The sequence below is a fragment of the Saccharomonospora sp. genome, assembly GCF_027317685.1.
Taxonomy (GTDB): Bacteria; Actinomycetota; Actinomycetes; order Mycobacteriales; family Pseudonocardiaceae; genus Saccharomonospora.
Genome location: NZ_DAHVQP010000032.1, coordinates 1 through 19,188, shown reverse-complemented (window position 1 = coordinate 19,188; position 19,188 = coordinate 1). Strand labels below are relative to the sequence as shown.

At 66.0% G+C, this 19,188-nt stretch carries 15 protein-coding genes and 1 pseudogene; 9 read left to right on the top strand and 7 right to left on the bottom strand.

The annotated features are described in order from the left end of the window. From M7H19_RS03725 to M7H19_RS03705, 5 genes and pseudogenes are all read left to right on the top strand, one after another. Window positions 1-201: pseudogene (locus M7H19_RS03725) on the top strand (threonine synthase); the annotation flags it as partial. Window positions 202-253: 52 nt separating this feature from the next. Next, window positions 254-532 (top strand): ubiquitin-like small modifier protein 1, encoded by a 279-nt coding sequence (locus M7H19_RS03720; RefSeq protein WP_298177114.1) that lies wholly within the window; start codon window positions 254-256, stop codon window positions 530-532. Window positions 533-637: 105 nt separating this feature from the next. Next, window positions 638-1,012, top strand: coding sequence for a hypothetical protein (locus M7H19_RS03715; protein WP_298177112.1), 375 nt, complete (start codon window positions 638-640; stop codon window positions 1,010-1,012). A 165-nt stretch (window positions 1,013-1,177) separates the two neighbouring features. Then, a complete protein-coding gene (gene groL / locus M7H19_RS03710) occupies window positions 1,178-2,809 on the top strand; it encodes a chaperonin GroEL (protein WP_298177111.1) in 1,632 nt (543 codons plus the stop codon). A 763-nt stretch (window positions 2,810-3,572) separates the two neighbouring features. Beyond that, complete coding sequence (locus M7H19_RS03705) at window positions 3,573-4,151, top strand: type 1 glutamine amidotransferase domain-containing protein (RefSeq protein ID WP_298177109.1); 579 nt, start codon at window positions 3,573-3,575, stop codon at window positions 4,149-4,151. A 26-nt stretch (window positions 4,152-4,177) separates the two neighbouring features. Here M7H19_RS03705 and M7H19_RS03700 read toward each other — a convergent pair whose 3' ends face one another. The 3 genes from M7H19_RS03700 to M7H19_RS03690 all read right to left on the bottom strand — a co-directional run bounded on the left by M7H19_RS03700 (window position 4,178) and on the right by M7H19_RS03690 (window position 7,782). Next, window positions 4,178-4,960 (bottom strand): DUF72 domain-containing protein, encoded by a 783-nt coding sequence (locus tag M7H19_RS03700; protein WP_298177108.1) that lies wholly within the window; start codon window positions 4,958-4,960, stop codon window positions 4,178-4,180. 183 nt (window positions 4,961-5,143) lie between these two features. Next, on the bottom strand, window positions 5,144-6,790 hold the full coding sequence (locus M7H19_RS03695; RefSeq protein ID WP_298177106.1) for a DNA repair helicase XPB: 1,647 nt from the start codon (window positions 6,788-6,790) through the stop codon (window positions 5,144-5,146). A 23-nt stretch (window positions 6,791-6,813) separates the two neighbouring features. After that, window positions 6,814-7,782, bottom strand: a complete 969-nt coding sequence (locus M7H19_RS03690) for an ABC transporter substrate-binding protein (protein WP_298177104.1) — start codon at window positions 7,780-7,782, stop codon at window positions 6,814-6,816. 187 nt (window positions 7,783-7,969) lie between these two features. Between M7H19_RS03690 and M7H19_RS03685 the strand changes: the two genes are divergently transcribed. Beyond that, window positions 7,970-10,663 carry a nitrate- and nitrite sensing domain-containing protein gene (locus tag M7H19_RS03685; RefSeq protein ID WP_298177102.1) on the top strand — a complete coding sequence of 898 codons (2,694 nt, stop codon included), beginning with the start codon at window positions 7,970-7,972 and terminating at the stop codon, window positions 10,661-10,663. 23 nt (window positions 10,664-10,686) lie between these two features. On the opposite strand, the gene M7H19_RS03680 is transcribed toward M7H19_RS03685, so the two are convergent. Genes M7H19_RS03680 through M7H19_RS03665 form a run of 4 tightly spaced genes read right to left on the bottom strand, consistent with a single transcriptional unit; the run spans window position 10,687 to window position 14,104 of the window. Then, entirely contained in the window at window positions 10,687-11,484 is a 798-nt protein-coding gene (locus tag M7H19_RS03680; protein WP_298177100.1) for an ABC transporter ATP-binding protein, read from the bottom strand. Window position 11,485: 1 nt separating this feature from the next. Next, window positions 11,486-12,307, bottom strand: a complete 822-nt coding sequence (locus M7H19_RS03675) for an ABC transporter permease (RefSeq protein ID WP_298177098.1) — start codon at window positions 12,305-12,307, stop codon at window positions 11,486-11,488. Next, a complete protein-coding gene (locus tag M7H19_RS03670) occupies window positions 12,304-13,074 on the bottom strand; it encodes an ABC transporter permease (protein WP_298177096.1) in 771 nt (256 codons plus the stop codon). Before M7H19_RS03670 ends, M7H19_RS03675 begins: the two co-directional genes overlap by 4 nt. Window position 13,075: 1 nt before the next feature. Then, window positions 13,076-14,104, bottom strand: coding sequence for an ABC transporter substrate-binding protein (locus tag M7H19_RS03665; RefSeq protein WP_298177094.1), 1,029 nt, complete (start codon window positions 14,102-14,104; stop codon window positions 13,076-13,078). A gap of 574 nt (window positions 14,105-14,678) precedes the next feature. Here M7H19_RS03665 and M7H19_RS03660 point away from each other — a divergent pair. The 3 genes from M7H19_RS03660 to M7H19_RS03650 form a co-directional block, all read left to right on the top strand. Beyond that, a complete protein-coding gene (locus tag M7H19_RS03660; RefSeq protein WP_298177091.1) occupies window positions 14,679-17,879 on the top strand; it encodes a nitrate- and nitrite sensing domain-containing protein in 3,201 nt (1,066 codons plus the stop codon). 3 nt (window positions 17,880-17,882) lie between these two features. Further along, a complete protein-coding gene (locus M7H19_RS03655) occupies window positions 17,883-18,338 on the top strand; it encodes a roadblock/LC7 domain-containing protein (RefSeq protein WP_298177089.1) in 456 nt (151 codons plus the stop codon). Between the two features lie 103 nt (window positions 18,339-18,441). Then, window positions 18,442-19,188 (top strand): DUF742 domain-containing protein (locus M7H19_RS03650; protein ID WP_298177087.1); only part of this gene is annotated, 747 nt, incomplete at its 3' end.

Here is a 19,188-nt window from a genome sequence, read left to right as displayed (position 1 = left end):
GGCATCTTCGCCGAGACCGCGGGCGGTGTGACCACCGGCGTCCTGTGCAAGCTGGTCCGTGAGGGCAGGCTCGACCCCGAGGCCGAGACCGTCATCGTCAACACCGGTGACGGGCTCAAGACCCTCAACGCCGTCGACTCCGGTGTCACCGCCACCATCAAACCCTCCCTGGACGCGTTCAAGGCCGAGGGCCTGGCCTGACCGTTGGGCCACGCGTCACCACCCACCACCGCACTCACCAGGAGATCCGCACATGAGCGCCAGCGTCCGCGTCCCCACCATCCTGCGTACCTACACCGACGACGCCGCCGAGGTCACCGCCGAGGGCGCCACCCTCGCCGAGATCCTCGACGACCTGGAGGCCAACCACCCGGGCATTCGGGCCCGCATCCTCGACGACAACGGCAAGGTGCGCCGTTTCGTGAACGTCTACGTCGGTGACGAGGACGTGCGTTTCGAGAAGGGCCTGCAGACCGAGGTCAAGGCCGGTCAGCAGGTGTCGATCATCCCCGCGGTCGCGGGGGGCTGCTGACGGTACGAACGACGAGGGGGCGGGCGCACCGAGCGCCCGCCCCCTCGTTGCTCGTCCGCCGGCCTCGTAGCCTGGGAGGAGGTTTCTTCCGGGACGAGGGTGGCGGTGTCGGCGACCCGTCGTGCTCGGAGCCGTGCGCGACACCTGGCCGGGGTCGCCCTGTTGGCGGTCCTCGGGATCGGGCTGTCCACGCTGTCCTGGCTGACCGCGTTGGTGGTCGGGTGGACCTACGTGTTCGCGCCGATCGTCCAGACCGTGATGATGCCGCTGCTCCTGCTGTCCGGGATGCTGTTGCCGATGGAGCCGTCGCCCGGAGGAAGGGGCCGAGCAGACCCTGGATCCACTCGGTTCCAGGTGTCGTCTTCTGTTCGCCCAACGCTCAAATGCCCTGGTTCGGGCATGTTCCCCCAGGTGATAAGTGTTCTCGGGGCTGTGGAAATCGTGACCACATCGTTTGCACTCTCCATGGTCGAGTGCTAAAAAGATGAGTGGTTAGCACTCATCTTGGTCGAGTGCTAATCGGATCGAGGCTGCGAGACCGTGGGCCTCCGGCAGCAGGGTTGCCGGTTCGACCACGGTCGTCCGTCGCGGGCGCACGCCTCGTCCCATCGCGTATCAGCCCGGTCACGGGAGGACAAGAACTCAATGGCAGCCAAACTGATCGCGTTCGACGAGGAGGCCCGTCGCGGCCTCGAGCGTGGCATGAACCAGCTCGCGGACGCCGTGAAGGTCACCCTCGGCCCCAAGGGCCGCAACGTCGTCCTGGAGAAGAAGTGGGGCGCCCCCACGATCACCAACGACGGTGTCTCCATCGCCAAGGAGATCGAGCTCGAGGACCCCTGGGAGAAGATCGGGGCCGAGCTGGTCAAGGAGGTCGCCAAGAAGACGGACGACGTCGCCGGTGACGGTACGACCACCGCCACCGTCCTGGCCCAGGCCCTCGTACGCGAGGGTCTGCGCAACGTCGCCGCCGGCGCCAACCCGGTGGGTCTCAAGCGCGGCATCGAGGCCGCCGTGGCCCGCATCAACGAGGAGCTCGGCAACATCTCCAAGGAGGTCGAGACCAAGGAGCAGATCGCCTCCACCGCCTCGATCTCCGCCGGCGACGCCCAGATCGGTGAGAGCATGGCCGAGGCCATGGACAAGGTCGGCAAGGAAGGCGTCATCACCGTCGAGGAGGGGCAGACCTTCGGGCTCGAGCTGGAGCTCGCCGAGGGCATGCGCTTCGACAAGGGCTACATCTCGCCCTACTTCGCCACCGACCTTGAGCGCATGGAGACGGTCCTCGAGGACCCCTACATCCTCATCGTCAACTCCAAGATCTCCAACAACAACGAGTTCCTGCCCGTTGTCGAGAAGGTCCTGCAGGCCGGTCGTCCGCTGATGGTCATCGCCGAGGACGTCGCCGACGGCGCCCTGCAGACCCTGGTGGTCAACAAGATCCGCGGCACCTTCAAGTCCGTCGCCGTCAAGGCTCCGGGCTTCGGTGACCGTCGCAAGGCGATGCTGCAGGACATGGCCATCCTCACGGGCGGCCAGGTCATCACCGAGGACGTCGGCCTCAAGCTGGAGAACGCCGACATTTCCTTGCTGGGTAAGGCCCGCAAGGTCGTCGTCACCAAGGACGAGACCACCATCGTCGAGGGTGCCGGCGACGCGGACCAGATCCAGGGCCGGGTCAACCAGATCCGCGCCGAGATCGAGAACAGCGACTCCGACTACGACCGGGAGAAGCTGCAGGAGCGGCTGGCCAAGCTGGCCGGTGGTGTCGCGGTCATCAAGGCCGGCGCCGCCACCGAGGTCGAGCTCAAGGAGCGCAAGCACCGCATCGAGGACGCGGTGCGTAACGCCAAGGCCGCTGTCGAGGAGGGCATCGTCGCCGGTGGTGGCGTGACCCTGCTCCAGGCGTCCAAGACCGCGTTCGAGAGCCTCAAGCTCGAGGGCGACGAGGCGACCGGCGCCAACATCGTCAAGGTGGCCGTCGAGGGCCCGCTCAAGCAGATCGCTGTGAACGCGGGTTTCGAAGGCGGCGTCGTGGTGGAGAAGGTCAAGACCCTGTCGCAGGGCCACGGCCTGAACGCCGCCACGGGCGAGTACGAGGACCTGGTGGCCGCGGGCGTCATCGACCCGGCCAAGGTCACGCGCTCGGCGCTGCAGAACGCCGCCTCCATCGCCGCGCTGTTCCTGACCACGGAAGCCGTGATCGCGGACAAGCCGGAGAAGGAGAAGGCCGGTGACGCGGCCGGCGGCATGGGTGGCATGGAAGGCATGATGTGATTCCTGCCCCATAGGCCCAAAAGGCCCGGCACCCGAAAGGGTGCCGGGCCTTTTGCGTGTCCGCAGGTTGTGTAGCCGTGTCCGCAGGTTGTGTAGTCGTGTGCATCAGGCCACGACGTGGAGCCTTCCGGAGGGCCCGCGCTGTCGCCGAGGCTTAGCGGCCCGGTTCGACCTGAGTGGCCTTCGTCGTGGTGTGCACGGGCCGACTTTCGCGCCGACGGGTCGCGGGGTGGGTGAGGAGCCCGAGGGTGGCCGCAGGGTGCTCGACCTAAGGGCTGTAGGTCGAGGTGACGATCATGACCTGTGCTTCCGGCTTGGCTGTGCTGCGCAGGCGGTGGGTGCGGGGGCGTCCAGCTAGGCGCTGTCGCCGGCTTTCGAGGGTGAATTCCGTGCCATCGTAGTGCAGTTCGATCGTTCCACTGTGTACGAAGATGAACTCGTGGCCCCGCGTGGGTGGGCTCGTTTTTGACGAACTCCGTGGCCGGCCGCAGCAGGAACGGTGACATCGCCTTGCCGAGCATGTCGGTGCTGGGACGGGCAGATTGCCCATGCGAGACATGATCAGGACCGGCATCGCCTTCGACCTCGTGAGTCTCGCCATCACCGCTTCGGTGATTCCGCTTTCCACGCACCTCGTCTCGGGATAGTCGCGGGGTAGCGGCCGTGAACACCGATCTCGTTCACGCTGCACGCCCAGTAGGCATGTTTCATCCTTTCGGGTGGTGGGTATTCCTGGAGCGGATTCCGAGTGTGGAAGGAGGGGATGAGAGTGGCAGACACACTTACTGGCCGTCGAGTCGCTTTCATGGTGGCACCCGAAGGTGCCGAACAGATCGAGTTGACCGAACCCTGGAAGGCGGTCGAGGAGGCCGGTGGCCGCCCGGAGCTGATCTCCACGAAATCGGGCAGTATTCAGGCGTTCAAGCACCTCGACAAGGGTGACACCTTCACTGTCGACAAGGTTGTCACCGAGGCGACGGTGGACGACTACGACGGGCTCGTGTTGCCGGGAGGCGTCGCGAACCCGGACATTCTGCGCACCGACTCCAACGCGGTGAGCTTCGTTCGCGAGTTCTTCACCCAGCAGAAGCCGGTCGCGGTGATCTGCCACGGACCGTGGACCCTCATCGAGGCCGATGTCGTACGCGGCCGTCGGATGACGTCGTGGCCCAGCCTCCAGACCGACCTGCGAAACGCGGGCGCGGAATGGGTCGACGAGGAAGTCGTCGTGGACAACGGGCTGGTATCGAGCCGCAAGCCCGACGACCTGCCGGCGTTCTGCTCGAAGCTGGTGGAAGAGATCGCCGAGGGGGTGCACAGCAAGCAGGCAGCGGGCGTCTGACCCGGTGCCGAACGCTTCGGAAGTGCTCAGGCGCCCGGCGGCGCATGGTGGACGCCGAGTTCGGCGGCCAATGCCATGGCGTCGCCGGGCGCTTTCACGTTTCTGTCGTTGTCGAAATACACATAGACATCGAGACCTGAATCCCGCCAGCGCGCGATCTTGTGGGCCCACCCGGTGAGTGCGGTGGGTGTGTAGCCGCTGGTGTAGATCTCCGTGTCACCGTGGAGCCGGGCGTACACGAAATCCGCCGTCGACTCCTCCACGTGCGGCCATGCGCCCGCTGTGTCGGCGACGACGAGCGCGACGTCGTGGGCCCGCAGCAGCCGGGAGCAGCGGGGATCGGTGAAACTGGGATGGCGCACTTCGAGCGCGTGCCGCAGGGGGCGGTCGGCCTCGATGTCGGTGTGTGGTTGGAAAGTCACCTTGGCGTCGTGGCGGTGAGCGAGTGCGGCCGCTTCGCCGGTGCTGCGTGGCAGGAGCTCGAAGAACGGGCCGAGCCGCTCGGCGTCGAAGACGAAACGCGGCGGCAGTTGCCAAAGAATCGGACCGAGTTTGTGCTCGAGCGCGAGGACGCCGGAGGCGAAGAAATTCGCCAGCGCCGATTCCACATCACGCAACTGCTTCATGTGCGTGATGAATCGGCTGCCTTTGACCGAGAACCGGAAATCATCCGGTGTCTCGTTCTTCCACCGTAGATACCGTTCCGGGCGTTGTAGGGAGTAGAAGGAGCCGTTGATCTCGACGGTGTTCAAGCGGTGTGACAGGTATTCCAGCTCTCGTCGTCGAGGCAGCGTCTTCGGGTAGCACACCCCTCGCCAGGTGGGATATACCCAGCCTGACGTACCGATGCGGACTTCGGTGTGGGTGTTCGGAATCCCTTGTCTCCTCTCACCAGGTCGAACGCCCGGTCAAACGTTTAATCCTCCTGCTTGCGGTCCACTCGTTCTCCTGGCCGGCGAGGTCACCGAAGTAGCGCGGCTACCGCTGCCGGCTCACAGCGGTCGGAGCAGGTCGTCGGCGTCGACGATGTGGTAGGCGTAGCCCTGCTCGGCGAGGAAGCGCTGGCGGTGGGCGGCGTACTCGGTGTCGACGGTGTCGCGGGAGACGACGGAGTAGAAGTGCGCCTGCCGCCCGTCGCCCTTGGGTCGCAGCAGCCTGCCGAGTCGCTGGGCCTCCTCCTGGCGGGAGCCGAACGTGCCCGACACCTGGATGGCCACCGACGCCTCGGGCAGGTCGATGGAGAAGTTCGCGACCTTCGACACCACGAGCTTGTCGATCTCGCCTTTGCGGAAGGCGTCGAACAGCGCCTCGCGCTCCTTGTTCCTTGTGGAGCCCTGCACCACCGGGGCGTCGAGTTCCGCGCCGAGTTCCTCCAGCTGATCGAGGTAAGCCCCGATGACGAGGGCGGGCTCACCCGCGTGCTTCTCCAGGATCGAGGAGATGACCTTGGTCTTGGTGTGCGCGGTGGAGGCGAGGCGGTAGCGCTCATCGCTGTCAGCGGTGGCGTAGGCGAGACGCTCGGCCTCGGTGAGAGTGACCCGGACCTCGACGCATTCGGCGGGTGCGATCCAGCCCTGGGCCTCGATGTCGCGCCAGGGGATGTCGTAACGCTTCGGGCCGATCAAGGAGAACACGTCGCCCTCACGGCCGTCCTCGCGCACCAGCGTCGCGGTGAGGCCGAGCCGCCTGCGGGACTGCAGGTCGGCGGTCATTCGGAACACCGGGGCGGGCAGTAGGTGCACCTCGTCGTAGATCACGAGGCCCCAGTCGCGGGAGTCGAACAGTTCGAGGTGCTTGTACTCGCCCTTGCTGCGGCGGGTGATGACCTGGTAGGTGGCGATGGTGACGGGGCGGATCTCCTTCTTCTCGCCCGAGTACTCGCCGATCTCGTCCTCGGTGAGCGAGGTGCGTTCAACGAGTTCGCGTTTCCACTGCCTGCCCGCGACCGTGTTGGTGACGAGGATGAGTGTGGTGGCCTGGGCCTGCGCCATCGCGGCCGCCCCGACCAGGGTCTTGCCCGCGCCGCACGGCAACACGACCACGCCGGAGCCGCCCGCCCAGAACGCGTCCGCCGCCTGGCGTTGGTAGTCGCGCAGCGTCCAGCCGTTCTCCTCCAGCGAGATCGGATGGGACTCGCCGTCCACGTAGCCCGCGAGGTCCTCGGCGGGCCAGCCAACCTTCAACAACGCCTGCTTCAGCCGTCCTCGTTCGGACGGGTGCACCACGACGGTGTCCGGGTCGATGCGGGAGCCCAGCATCGGGCTGATCTTCTTGTTCCGCAGGATCTCTTCCAGCACCGCGCGGTCGGTGGTGGTCATCACCAGGCCGTGCGCCGGGTGGTTCTGGATCTGGAGCCTGCCGAACCGGCCCATCGTGTCGACGATGTCGATGAGCAGCGGCTGAGGCACGGGGAAGCGGGAGTACGTGGTCAAGGCGTCGACGACCTGCTCGGCGTCGTGCCCGGCCGCGCGCGCGTTCCACAGCGCCAGCGGGGTCACCCGATAGGTGTGGACGTGTTCGGGGGCGCGTTCGAGTTCGGCGAACGGCGCGATGGCGATGCGCGCGTCCTCGGCGAGCTCGTGGTCGACCTCGAGCAGCACCGTCTTGTCCGACTGGACGATCAGGGGGCCATCAGTCACGTCCTCCTTTATACGTGCTCGGGTCAGGAGATTTCCCGTTCCGGCACGAGTGAGGTCACATCGAGTCGCTGGGAGAGCAGACCGGAGCCGTGCATGAGATCGGCTACGCGCTGTAGGCGTTCGGCGTGGGCGAAGTGCGGGTAGGTGCCCAGGGACACGAGTGCCGCCGTGACCTCGTCCACGTCGGCGAGCTGGGGCAGCGACCGGCGGATGACCCCGGTGTCCGAACCTCGTTGTTGGGCCTTCTCCAGCAGCTGACGGAACAGTGCCAGAGTCTGTGGGTTCCGGGTGGCGAATTCCTCGGTGGCCGCATACGCCGACATGGGGAAAGTTTCCGTGGCACCGTGTGCGCAGTCGGCCAGCACCCGGGCGCCGTGTTCCTTCTGGGCTTCCGCGAGATATGGCTCGCTCAGCCAAGCCGCGTCCACCTGTCCTGAACGCAATGCGTTCACCATTCGCTCGAACGGCACCACTTCGAAAGTGATCATGTTCGGGTCGACGCCGGCGGACTCGAGAACCGATCTCGCCGTCAGCGTTCCGAGCCCGTTCTGCGTCGGCACCGCGATTCGGGGGGCCGGAAGTTCGCTGAGGCTCGTGTAATGCGATTCGGGCAGAGTCACCAGTGCCATGGAACCGGACCCGGCCACATATGCCTCACCCTGCAATTGGAGCTTCACTCCTTCGGCGGCCGCCGAGAGCAGGTGGACGTCGCCGGCGGACACGATGTCCACCTCACCGTTCGTCAACAGGGCCACTGCGTTGTCCTCCTCGGAGAGCTCCATGAGTTCCACCCGCAGACCCTCGTCGTGGAACAGGCCCTCGGACACGGCCAGGCGCAGTGGCGCGGTCTCCACGGCATTACCCACACCTATTCGGAGTATCTCCGTTTCCGGTCGGAAACGATCGTCGTCCACCGTTTCGGTGAACACCGAGCATGCGCTGAGTAGTAAAACGACAGTGAGGACGAAAAGCACACGCCCGTGAGTTCGCACCGGCCGCCTCCCAGATCACAGGGCGAAACCCGACAATGTGTGGAGCTTAAGGCGATCAAGGCAATACCATCGCCGGCAACCCTGCCATGGGCACGGGCGTCCTTTGGATTGGAGTGGATGCGGTTACTCTCCAGATGTTTTCGAAGCGGATGACCCGGCCGGCCGCAGATGACCGAAGGAAGCCCAGGTGACTCGTCGCAGTGAGCGTCCAGACAAGGACGATGCGGCGATCGTCGAACACGCGGGGGGCCGGTGGCGGGTCCGTAATTGGCGGCTGCGCACCAAGTTGGTGGCGATGCTGCTCATTCCCTCGGTGGCGGTGTTGGTGCTCGTCACGTTGCGGGCCACAGACGACCTGGACAGGGCGAGGACGTTCGCGGAACGGGCCGAGCGAGTGCGGGTCGAGGCCACCGTTGTCGAAGTGGTGCACCAGCTCCAACGGGAACGGGACCTCGCCGTCCGCTACGTCGCCGAGGACAGGAGGGGATCACCCGCCGAGCTCAAAAAACAGCGGACGGAGGTCGACTCCGCCGTGGGGACGTTCGAACGCACGTTGAACAGCTCGGCGCACGCGCTGGCACCCGACACACAGCGTGCGTTCGAACGCATCCTCGACGAACTCGACATCCTCACCGGGCTGCGATACGCGAGCGAGAACACCGCGTTGCCCCCGGAGGCGCTGCTTCGGTCGTACAGCGGACTCGTCTCGGACGTCCTCGATGTCAGCGAGTCGTTCGTGTCCAACGCCGTCGACGACGAACTCGCCGGAAGCCGACTGGCCGCCAACGCCCTGGCGAAGGTGAAGAACGAGATGTCGATCAGGCGCGCGGTGATCGCGCAGATCCTGGCCCAGGGCAGTTTGTCGGAGGACATCGAACGCAGGCTACTGGCCGTCGAGGCGCAACTGGACGCCGCGAAGGACGAGTTCATGTCCTTGGCGACCCCGCGCCAGCAGCGCATGTACACCGACACGGTGATCGGCCTCGTGGTGGATCTCGGCAACGGCATCGTGGAATCCGTGCTGACCCGCGCCGAGACCGACAGCACGCTCGACGGGCTTTCCGCCGAGGAATGGGACACCTCGTCCACCTACACCATCAACCTGGTCCGGAAGATCCAGGACGCGCTGTTGGTGGAACTGCAGGAACGGGCGGACGCCCTCGCCGCCGACGCGCGGCGCTCGGCGGGCACCGACGCGGGGGTGGTGTTGGGAGCGCTGCTGTTCGCGGCGATCCTCGCCGTGGTGATCACCCGTTCGCTGCTCCGGCCGTTGAGGACGTTGCGCAGTTCCGCACTCGATGTCGCGGAGAACAAACTGCCCGCCGCGGTGGACGACATCCTCACCGAGGAACACCCCACTCCCGAGCACATCTACACGCGGGCCATCGAGCGGGTGCCGGTCTACACACGAGACGAGCTCGGCGAGGTGGCCAGAGCGTTCGACGCCGTCCACGGCGAGGCGGTGCGACTGGCCGGCGAGCAGGCCATGCTGAGGGAGAACGTCAACTCGATGTTCGTGAACCTCTCCCGACGCAGTCAGGACCTGGTGGAACGCCAACTGACCGTGCTCGACCGCATGGAGGAGCACGAGCAGGATCCGGACATCCTGGATGGCCTGTACGAGCTCGACCACCTCGCCACCCGGATGCGTCGTAACAGCGAGAACCTGTTGGTGTTGTCGGGAGAGGACGCCGCACGGCCGCTGCCGGGGTCGGTCCCCGCCTCCGAGGTCATCGGCGCAGCACTGTCCGAAGTGGAGCATTACCGGCGTATCTCGGTGGAGGCGTCGCCCGAGCTGTCCGTCCGCGGTGACGCGGCGGCCGACCTCATCCACGTGATCGCGGAGCTGTTCGAGAACGCCACCGCGTACTCGCCGGAGTCGGAGCGGGTGACGGTCGTCAGTTCGGTGACGAAGGAACGGCAGTGGCGCATCGAGATCACCGACCGTGGAGCCGGGATGCCCGGCACGGAGATCCGGCGGGCGAACGCACGGTTGGCCGACCCACCCGATGTGGACGTCGAGGTGTCACGACGGATGGGGCTGTACGTGGTCGGCAGACTGTCGGCCCGGCACGGCATCAGGGTCCGACTCGCCGCGGCCGAGCCGCGCGGGCTCACCGCGACCGTGCTCGTCCCCGCCGGCCTCGTGGAGTACAACACGCCCGAGCCCATCGAACTGCCCGCGCCCTCGGCGTCGAAAGAACAGTTCGTGCCGTCCGCACCCGAGGTCGAGCCCACCGACCTACCGGAAGCCCCGTACGTTCCGGACACCGGCAGCGCGGAGTCGGCCACAGCCGACGGCGAGGCCTGGGCCATGGGGTCCATGGGGTCCATGGGGTCCATCGAATCCGGCGCCGACGAGAGTCCGGAACCGGAGTCGGCTTCGATCGGCAGCGTGCTCGACGCCGGGGCACCGGAGCCCAAGCGACCGAGGAGAACGACGGTCGAGTTGGGCGCGCAACCGGCTTGGCCGACGCAGGACGACGACGAACAACACCCGGCCGCCCTGGAGGAAGAGGTCCCGACCGACCGATTGCCCGCATACCAGGCACTGCTGTCCAGATGGTTCCCCGACGCGGTCACCCCGCGCGCGGAGGACGTGGTGTGGCCGGAAGACCCGGATGACCCGGGCGAACCGGTCGGCACCGGTGTCGGAGGCGCCGAATTCACCTCCAGGACATCGACGGCTCCGCCGATCGCCTCGGCCTTGTCCGAAGAGGACAAAGACACCGTGCCCAGGCCGTATCCACCCAGACACGGTGTCATCGACCGTCGTGGGGAACGCCCGCCACCGGTCAACCGCTCACCGGAAGCGGTGCGGGAGCGGATGACGAGCCTACAACGAGGCGTGCAGCGGGGTCGGCACGCTCGCGCCGACTGACCGACCCCGCCGCACCGACCTCCTCAGCTGCCCGCGAGCTCGGCCGGGGCCTTGGCTCCGCCGTGCAGCAGGCGAGCGACCTCCGCGCGCAGTGACACGAACTCCGGCGACTCCCGAGTCGTGATCTGGTCCCGCTCGTCGGGCAGATCCACCGTCAGGTCCGCCACGATCGTGGCCGGGGACTTCGACAGCACCAACACCCGGTCACCGAGGTAGACGCTCTCGTCGATGTCGTGGGTGACCAGCAGCACGGTGCTCTCGTTCTGCCTTTGCACCTGCCGCAGCAGGTCCTCCAGTTCGAAGCGCGTCTGCGCGTCCACCGACGCGAACGGCTCGTCCATCAGCAGCAACGCGGGCCTGCGGGCCAGCGCACGAGCGATCGACACCCGCTGCTGCATACCCCCGGACAACTGCCAGGGATACTTGTCGCCCACACCGGGAAGGTTGACCCACTCCAGGGCCTCCTCCGCCCGCTTCCTGCGTTCGGCCTTGCCGATGCCGCGCCAGCGCAAGGGGAACTCCACGTTCTTACGCACCGTCAGCCACGGGAACAGCGAACGGCTGTAGTCCTGGAACACCACGGCGAGGTCTTCCGGAACACCGTCCACCGGGGCGCCCTGCAACGAGACGTCCCCACCCGAGGGCTTGATGAGCCCCGAGATGCAGCGAAGCATCGTCGACTTGCCGCAGCCCGAGGGGCCCACGATGCACGCGAGTTGGCCGGTCTCCACGGTGAAGGTCAAATCGTTCACCGCGAGGTGCGCGCCGTCACCGCTGCCGTAGCGGTGGTAGAGGCCGGACACCTCCAGCATTGTTGCCATGTCACGCTCCCGTCGTCTTGGTGTCCGCGGTGCCGTTCGTGGGTTGCCAGGCCAACACCTTGCGCTCCACGGCGAGCAACAACTCGTTGAGGCCGTAGCCCAACACTCCGAGCAGCACGATCCACGTCCACATCGTCGTGAATTCGAAACTCTGCTGCGAGAGGATCAGTTGGAACCCGATTCCGTTGGTGGTCCCGACCATCTCCGCGATCACCATGAGGATCAGAGCCAACGACAGACTCAGCCTCAGCCCGGCGAAGATCTTCGGCATGGCCGCGGGCAACACGACCATCGTGATCCAGTAGTGCCGGGGAGTGCGGAAGGACCGTGCCGTCTCCTGCTGCAGCGGTCCCACCGAGCGGACACCGTCGATCGTGTTCAGGATGATCGGCCAGACCACGCCGAACACGATCGTCACGACCTTCATGGTGTTGTCGATGCCGAACAACACCATGAAGACCGGGACCAGTGCGGGCGGCGGAACAGCACGCATGAAGGACAGCAACGGTCCCACGTAATCCAGTGCCGTCTGCGAACGGCCCAGCGCCGTCCCCAGCGCCACACCGATCACCGTGGCGATCGCCCAACTGCCGAAGATCCTGCCCAGGCTCGGCAGCACGTCCTCGAACACGGTCTCCGCCAGGAACAGCTGCGACGCAGGTCCGGAGAAGAACACGTCGAAGATCGAGGCGACGATCTGCGTGGGGCGGGGGAAGAAGGGGCTCTCCGCCGCCAGCGTCGCCAGCTCCCACAGCACGACCAACGCGATGGCCAGCGACCACTTCAACAAGAGGCTCTTGACGACGCCCACGGTCCTGCTCATGCCACCTCCGCCGTGGTCGCTTTGTGCCACTTGAACAGTCTTCCGCCGAGCCGCTCCAGACCCTCGTTGGCGAGATAGCCGATCAAACCCGCCACCACGGTGCCCGCGAGCACCAGGTCGGTCCGTCCCGCGCCGTGCGCGGCCTGCAGGATGAAACTGCCGAGCCCGGCGCTGGAACCCGCGATGAATTCCGTGCTGACGATGACGATCAGTCCCACCGAGGCGGATATGCGGATGCCGGTGAACACGAACGGAGCCGCGTGCGGCAACGCCACCGTGGTGAGAACACCGGCCTTGCTGACACCGCACGACCGCGCGGTGTCGATGAGCAGCTGATCGATCTCGTCGAAGGCGTAGATGGTGTTGTAGAGAATCGGCCACACGGCGGCGTAGATCGCCAGTATGATCTTCGCCTCAGGGCCGCCACCGATCGACACCAGAACCAGAGGGATCAGCGCCACCGAAGGGATTGGCCGGAGGAACTCGACGACCGACCGGGTCGCCATGCGGACATAGGGGAAGTTTCCCAGCACGAGGCCCAACGGAACGGCGATCGCCACCGCGATGCCGAGAGCGATCAGCCACGCCAGGACACTGGCGATCACATCGCGCAGGAATTCCTCTTGCCCGAACAGTTCGACGATTCTGGTCAGTACGACCGAGGCGGGCGGAACATCTTGCTCTGCGATCACGCCGAGCCTGATCACCAGTTCCCAGAGAACCAGGAAGGCGATCAGGCCGGCGATGTTACGTATGAAAGGACGCACGTCAGTCCGTGTTCGGTTTGACGATCATCGATTCGACGTCGACCTTTTCATCGATCAGGCCGAACTCCAGCATCATGTCGGCGACTCTCTGAATTCTCGAAGCGTCCAGGGCCGAGTGGAAGTTGGGCAGGCTCACCATCGATGCCGTGGCGGCGTCGATGCCCGCGGTTTCCTGGATAACGGGTTCGATCACTTCCCGATCCTGGGCGTCCTCGGTGGCCCGCTCCATCGCGCGCTGGAATGCGGCTACGGTCTTCGGGTTCTTCTCCACGAATTCGGCGAGGGCACCGTAACCGGCGAGAGGCATGTCCTGCGTCGGACCCGTCGCGACGTCCGCGATCGGTGTCACGCCGTGTTCCTCCGCGCCCATCGTGAGGAACGGTTCGATGAGCAGACCGGTGTCCACGTGACCGTTGGCCACGGCCGAGGCGATGTCCGGGAACGACGTCTGAACCCAGGTGACGGATTCATGGTCCAAACCGTTCGCCGCCATGAACGACTTGACGATGGTGTCCGAGATGGTTTTCGGCGCCGATACCGCGATCTTCTTGCCTTCGAGGTCCTCGACATCTTGGACCGGGCCGCCTTCCTTCGCGACGAGCACGAAGGTGTCGGGGGCTGCGGACACCGCGTCGGCGACGAGTTTGATGTCGGCGGTCCCACTGGCCTGCGCCGACGTGAACGGCACGTAGCTGGACTGGACGATGTCGGCGTCACCGCCGAGCATCTTCTGTGTCGCGGCCTGGCCACTCGCCGTCTGTTCGATCTTTACTTCGAGACCTTCATCGGCGAAGTAACCCGCGTCCCTCGCGTGATAGAGCGGAGCGACGTCGATGGAGGGGAGATGAGCCACTGTGATAGTGGACTTTTCGACAGAACCGTTGCCTCCGCCCTGCGATTCCGACGAGCCGTCCTCGCCGCTCAGCAGACCACATCCGCTGACGGAGGCGAGAAGACCCGCGGTCGTCACGGCGGTGGCAAGGCGACCGCGTCTTGATTTCCTTCTCGTCGTGGTGCCGTGTCGAAGCAATGCCACTCCTCGGTGAGGTATCAGTGCCGGTTGGATGGTGCGCTGATTGAATGCGACGCCCTCCCCGGTCGCTCAGCGAACCACGGTTACTGTAGAGAGTTGACGCGCCACTCACAATGCGTACGCACCCGGAATCTAAGGGTGTCCTGGTCCACTCGAACGGGCGGTATCGAGTGTGGTCTAATTAACTCTGGGTTTACTGAAGATGCACGACTCCTCGCTCTCTGCGAGACGGACGCTCAGTGAAGTCCAACGAGGATCAACCGGCGAGGGTTACATCCTTTGGGGGGCTTCGCTACATTCTGTGCCTGAACAGCGGGTCAATGAAACACCGAAGTAGTGGCGGATGGATGACTGTTTGGCGGAATCCAAGTCGATCAAGTCGGTTGAGTCGACGCTTCGGTGCGCTGATCACGAGAGCGAGGATTGACCCATCTGGGGGCTTCCGGCATGCTCACGCTGCCTCTCCACAGAAGGCATTACAGAAAGTCGCGTAAGCGTGTGCGGAGCGTAGCAATTGCTCGGCCAGGACGCCGGCTTCGGATCCGGCTCGGACAACGATGGTGGTAAAGCGGTGCCCAAGACTGAGACCGCGGATGGGGAGGGGCTGGACCCGGCTCGGAGCCAAGCCCACGACCAGGAAGGACAGGAGGAGCCTGCGCGTGAGAGCGCGGCCGACACTGCCGGTGCGGACTCTACGGAGACGGCGTCTCGCTGGAGAGTGAGCAACTGGGCGCTGCGCTACAAGCTCGCCCTCGTTCTGGCCATTCCCCTGGTGACCGCGCTTGTTTTCGGTAGCCTTCGCGCGGTTTCGGAACTGGACGACGCCGCGGCGTTCAACGAGACCGTGGCCCAGGTCGAAGCCTCCCAACAGGTTGTCCTCGTGGTGCACGAGTTGCAACGGGAACGCACGCTCATGGCCACGGCCATGTCGTCCGACTGGGTCGACCCCGAGGCCGTCAACGAGCAGACGTCGAAGGTGGACGACGGGGTGGCGCGGCTGCAGGGGATGGTGGCCGAAAGCGACTTCGGTGACGAAGAGGTGCAGCGTGTCTACGAACGGGCATTGCAGCGCCTCGACGCGCTCGGTCCGCTGCGGGACACGCTCAACAACACGGACCTGCCCGAGCTGACGGCCTACATCACGTACAACTCGATCCTCGAACCGCTGATCAACCTCGGACGCACGGTGAACCTGTCGGTCACTGACCGAGGACTGCTGCGGCAAGGCACGGCCGTTCAGGCCGTCACCGAGGCCAAGGAATACACGTCACGGCAGAACGCGCTCCTGCAGATCGCCGTCGGTAACCACGGTTTCTTCGGTGACCTCTTCGATCGCTCGCTCGCCGCTCAGGCCAGTGCCGGTGCCGCGATCGACAACTTCAACGCCAACGCCGACCTGCGGGAACAACAGCTGTACCTCGACACCGTTTCCGGTGCCGAAGTGGACAATCGGGAGCGGCTGATCTCCCAGGCGTACTCGGCGGCCGATTCGCCCGGTGGTCTCAACACCAACTCGCGGCAGCTGTTCACGGACGGCGGAGACACCGTGGACAAGATGCGCGAGGTGGAAAGCGACCTGCTGACCGGTCTGCGTGCGCAGGCCGAGACACTGGCGAGTCAGGCAAGCCAGGCGGCATGGATCTTCTTCGGTCTGATGCTCGCCACGCTGGCCGCCACGGTGGCGCTAACCCTCATGGTCATCAGGGCGCTCACCAGGCCGCTGAAGACACTGCGTTCCAGCGCGTTGGAGGTCGCATACGTCCGATTGCCCGAGACGGTGCGGCGCATCCTCGACGACCCGAACCCGATGGAAGCGTCTCGGGACGCGGTCACCCCGGTTCCGGTGCACACGCGCGAGGAGATCGGGGAACTCGCGAGGTCGTTCGACGTGGTCCACGAGCGAGCGGTGCGTCTGGCCGCCGAACAGGCGCTGCTGCGCGAGAACGTCAACGGCATCTTCGTCAACCTCTCGCGACGCAGCCAGCGCCTGGTGGAGCGTCAGCTCAGCATCATCGACAAACTGGAGTCCGACGAGCAGGACCCGGACCAGCTCGCGAGCCTGTTCGAACTCGACCACCTGGCGACGCGGTTGCGGCGTAACGGCGAGAGCCTGCTGGTGCTCTCCGGTGCCGGGCTCACGAAGACGATGTCCAAGCCGGTGCCCGCCGCCGACGTCCTCGGCGCCGCGGTGTCGGAGATCGAGCAGTACTCCCGGGTGGAACTGGGCACGATCCCGGACGTGGCCGTGCACGGCAGGGCGGTGCACGACCTGGTCCACCTGCTCGCGGAGTTGCTCGACAACGCCACCTACTTCTCCGAGCCCGAGACCAAGATCACCGTTAGGGCCGTGGTCACCCGCCGCACGTCGCTCGCCGTGCAGATCACCGACCGCGGTGTCGGCATGTCCGAGGAACAGTTGGCCGAGGCCAACGAACGGCTCGCCACGCCTCCGGACCTCGACGTGTCGGTGACCCGCCGCATGGGTCTGTACGTGGTCGCCCGGCTGGCGAAGCGACACGGCATCGAGGTGCGGTTGCGGGAGAACGAGGACATCGAGGGCGGCGTGATCGCGCGTGTCGTCGTGCCCAGCGAACTGCTCACCGACTCGCCCATCGCCTTGTCCTCGCCCTCCGTGCCGTCGATCGCGTCCCGCGAAGCGAGGAACGAGGCCTTCGCACCCTCGCGTGTGGACACTCCTGCTCTGCCTTCCGGCACGCCGCCGTTGCCCGCGCCGCGCAAGCCGTCGGTGGACTCGGACAGGACGGCTATGCTGCCTCCGCCCCCGGCGCAACCACCGCAGCGGGGACAGGAGGAAGAGGAACCGGAGCAGAGGGCACAGCCCGAAGCTCCAGCGCAGTCGGAACACAACGGTCTCCGCCCGCTCGACCAGCCGATCAGTCTCGACGATCTCGTCGGAGGCATGGGTAAGGCAGCGGGGCCGTTCGTGAGCCCGGAAACCCCGGAACCCGCCTCGGAATCCACGCCGGAACCTGCATCGGAGCCTGCGACCGAGCTCGTGCACCCGGCTTCGCCCACCGAGCCGGAGGAGCCGGAGTGGCCGACGGAGTCGCCCGACGGTGACACCGACGACGGCCACGTCAACGAGGCGCACGCCTCCGAGGCGTCGCCGAACGAGGAAACGCGCTACGTCCCGGTGGAGCAGGACTCGACGTCCGAGGCTTCGTTGGTCGGCGGCGACGAGAGCGCGCTGGAGGACGATGTACCTACCAGGAGACTGCCGATTTACCAGTCAGTGCTGTCACGGTGGTTCAGTGAGGAGAGTCCGCTCGACTCGTCGGAGGTCGACTCCGACGGTGAGGCGTGGGGTGCCGAGCCTGGCTCGGTATCCGACACCGAGGACGACGAGACGGCGGGTGCCGCGATGAGCGACAGCGCCGAGGACACGACCACGGACAGCGCGCGCGACGCCGGCTGGTACAGCGTTTCCGACAGCGGCTGGCAGGCTGCACACGCGTTGCTGGAGGAAAAGCATGAGGAGATCACGCCTGCCGGGCTGCCCAAGCGTGTGCCCAACGCATACCTGGTGCCGGGCTCGGTCTCCTCGAGCCGGGGTAACGCGTTCGCCGACACCACCGCCGGGGAACCGGGGCGCAGTGCCGTCGCCAGGTCGGCCGAGGCGGCGCGCAACCGCATGAAGAGCTTCCAGCGTGGCTACCAGAGTGGCCGCCACGCGCTCAAGGAGCCGTCGGCCCAGAGTGAGCAGTTTGACAAGACGGGCAACGACACCCGTCACAACGGGGCGAAGGAGTAGAAGTTGACACGCGCGGGTTCAGCGCATCCGGGTACGCCGAAGAAGGGCAACTCCGGGCAGCAAGGCAGCTTCGCTTGGCTCATCACCGACTTTGTGCATCGGGTTCCCGGTGCGGCCCACGCCGTCGTCGTCTCGGCGGACGGGCTGCTACTGGCGGCTTCGCGTGGGTTGCCCAAGGACAGGGCCGACCAGCTCGCCGCCGTGGCGTCGGGTCTGACGAGCCTGGCGCGGGGAGCCGCGCAGGTGTTCGAGGGTGGCCCCGTAGCACAGACCGTTGTCGAGATGGCCAACGGCTTTCTGTTCCTGATGTCGGTGTCCGACGGGTCCTGCCTGGCTGTGCTCGGCGCTCCCGACAGTGACATCGGGCTCGTTGTCTACGAGATGACGTTGCTGGTGGATCGGGTCGGGCAGCAGATGACACCGGAACTGCGGGCCCAGTTACAGGGCTCGCGCCGGTAGATCTCCCGGCCTTTTCGGCGACGCACGGCACCTGAGATGACGCAGACAACGTAGTTCGAAATGAGAAATCGCAGTTCGGTGAGAAAACACTGAGGAGACAGCCGTGGATTCCGGGCACTCACGAGGTGATCGACGGCTCGACAGGGAGCGTGCGGCCGAGCGTTGGCCGAGCGAGCCGGAGGAAGAGGCGTTTCGCAACCGCGGGCGCCGCGCGTCGCGGCGGGTCGACGACCCGCTCGACACGGGTGAATGGCTACGCGCCGGCGGGCTCGATTCGCCGGGACCGTCGGACTTCGACGTCTCCGACTACGGTCGGTCCTCGCTGCTGTCCGGACCCGGCGCCGAACTGTACGGGATGGGCGGTGGCGGCTATTCCGGCTCCGACGGCTCGTTCTCGTCGTTCGACGACCATTACGGGTCGGCCCACGATATGGGGACGTACGATGCCGGGCCGTCTTCCGGGGAGCTTCCCTCTCCCACACCCCGCCACCACTGGGACCAGGAGTCGGAGGAAGAGGAGCCGTCCTCGAGTTTGGTGCGGCCGTACTTCCGTACCGGAGGTAGGACGAAACCGGACTACGACCTGGCCCTCGAGGCGCTGATCTCCACCAGCGAGCGGGGCAGGAGGCTGGAACGGGTGCGGGTGCCCGAACACAGATCCATCTGTGGTCTGTGCCTTGATACCCGATCGGTCGCCGAGGTGGCTGCGTTGCTCAAGATGCCACTCGGTGTCGTGCGGGTTCTCGTTGGTGACGTTGCCGGTCTCGGGCTTGTGCTCGTGCATTCCGCGTCCTCCTCCATGGTGGGAGACCGGCCCAGTATCGAGTTCATGGAAAGGGTTCTCAGTGGG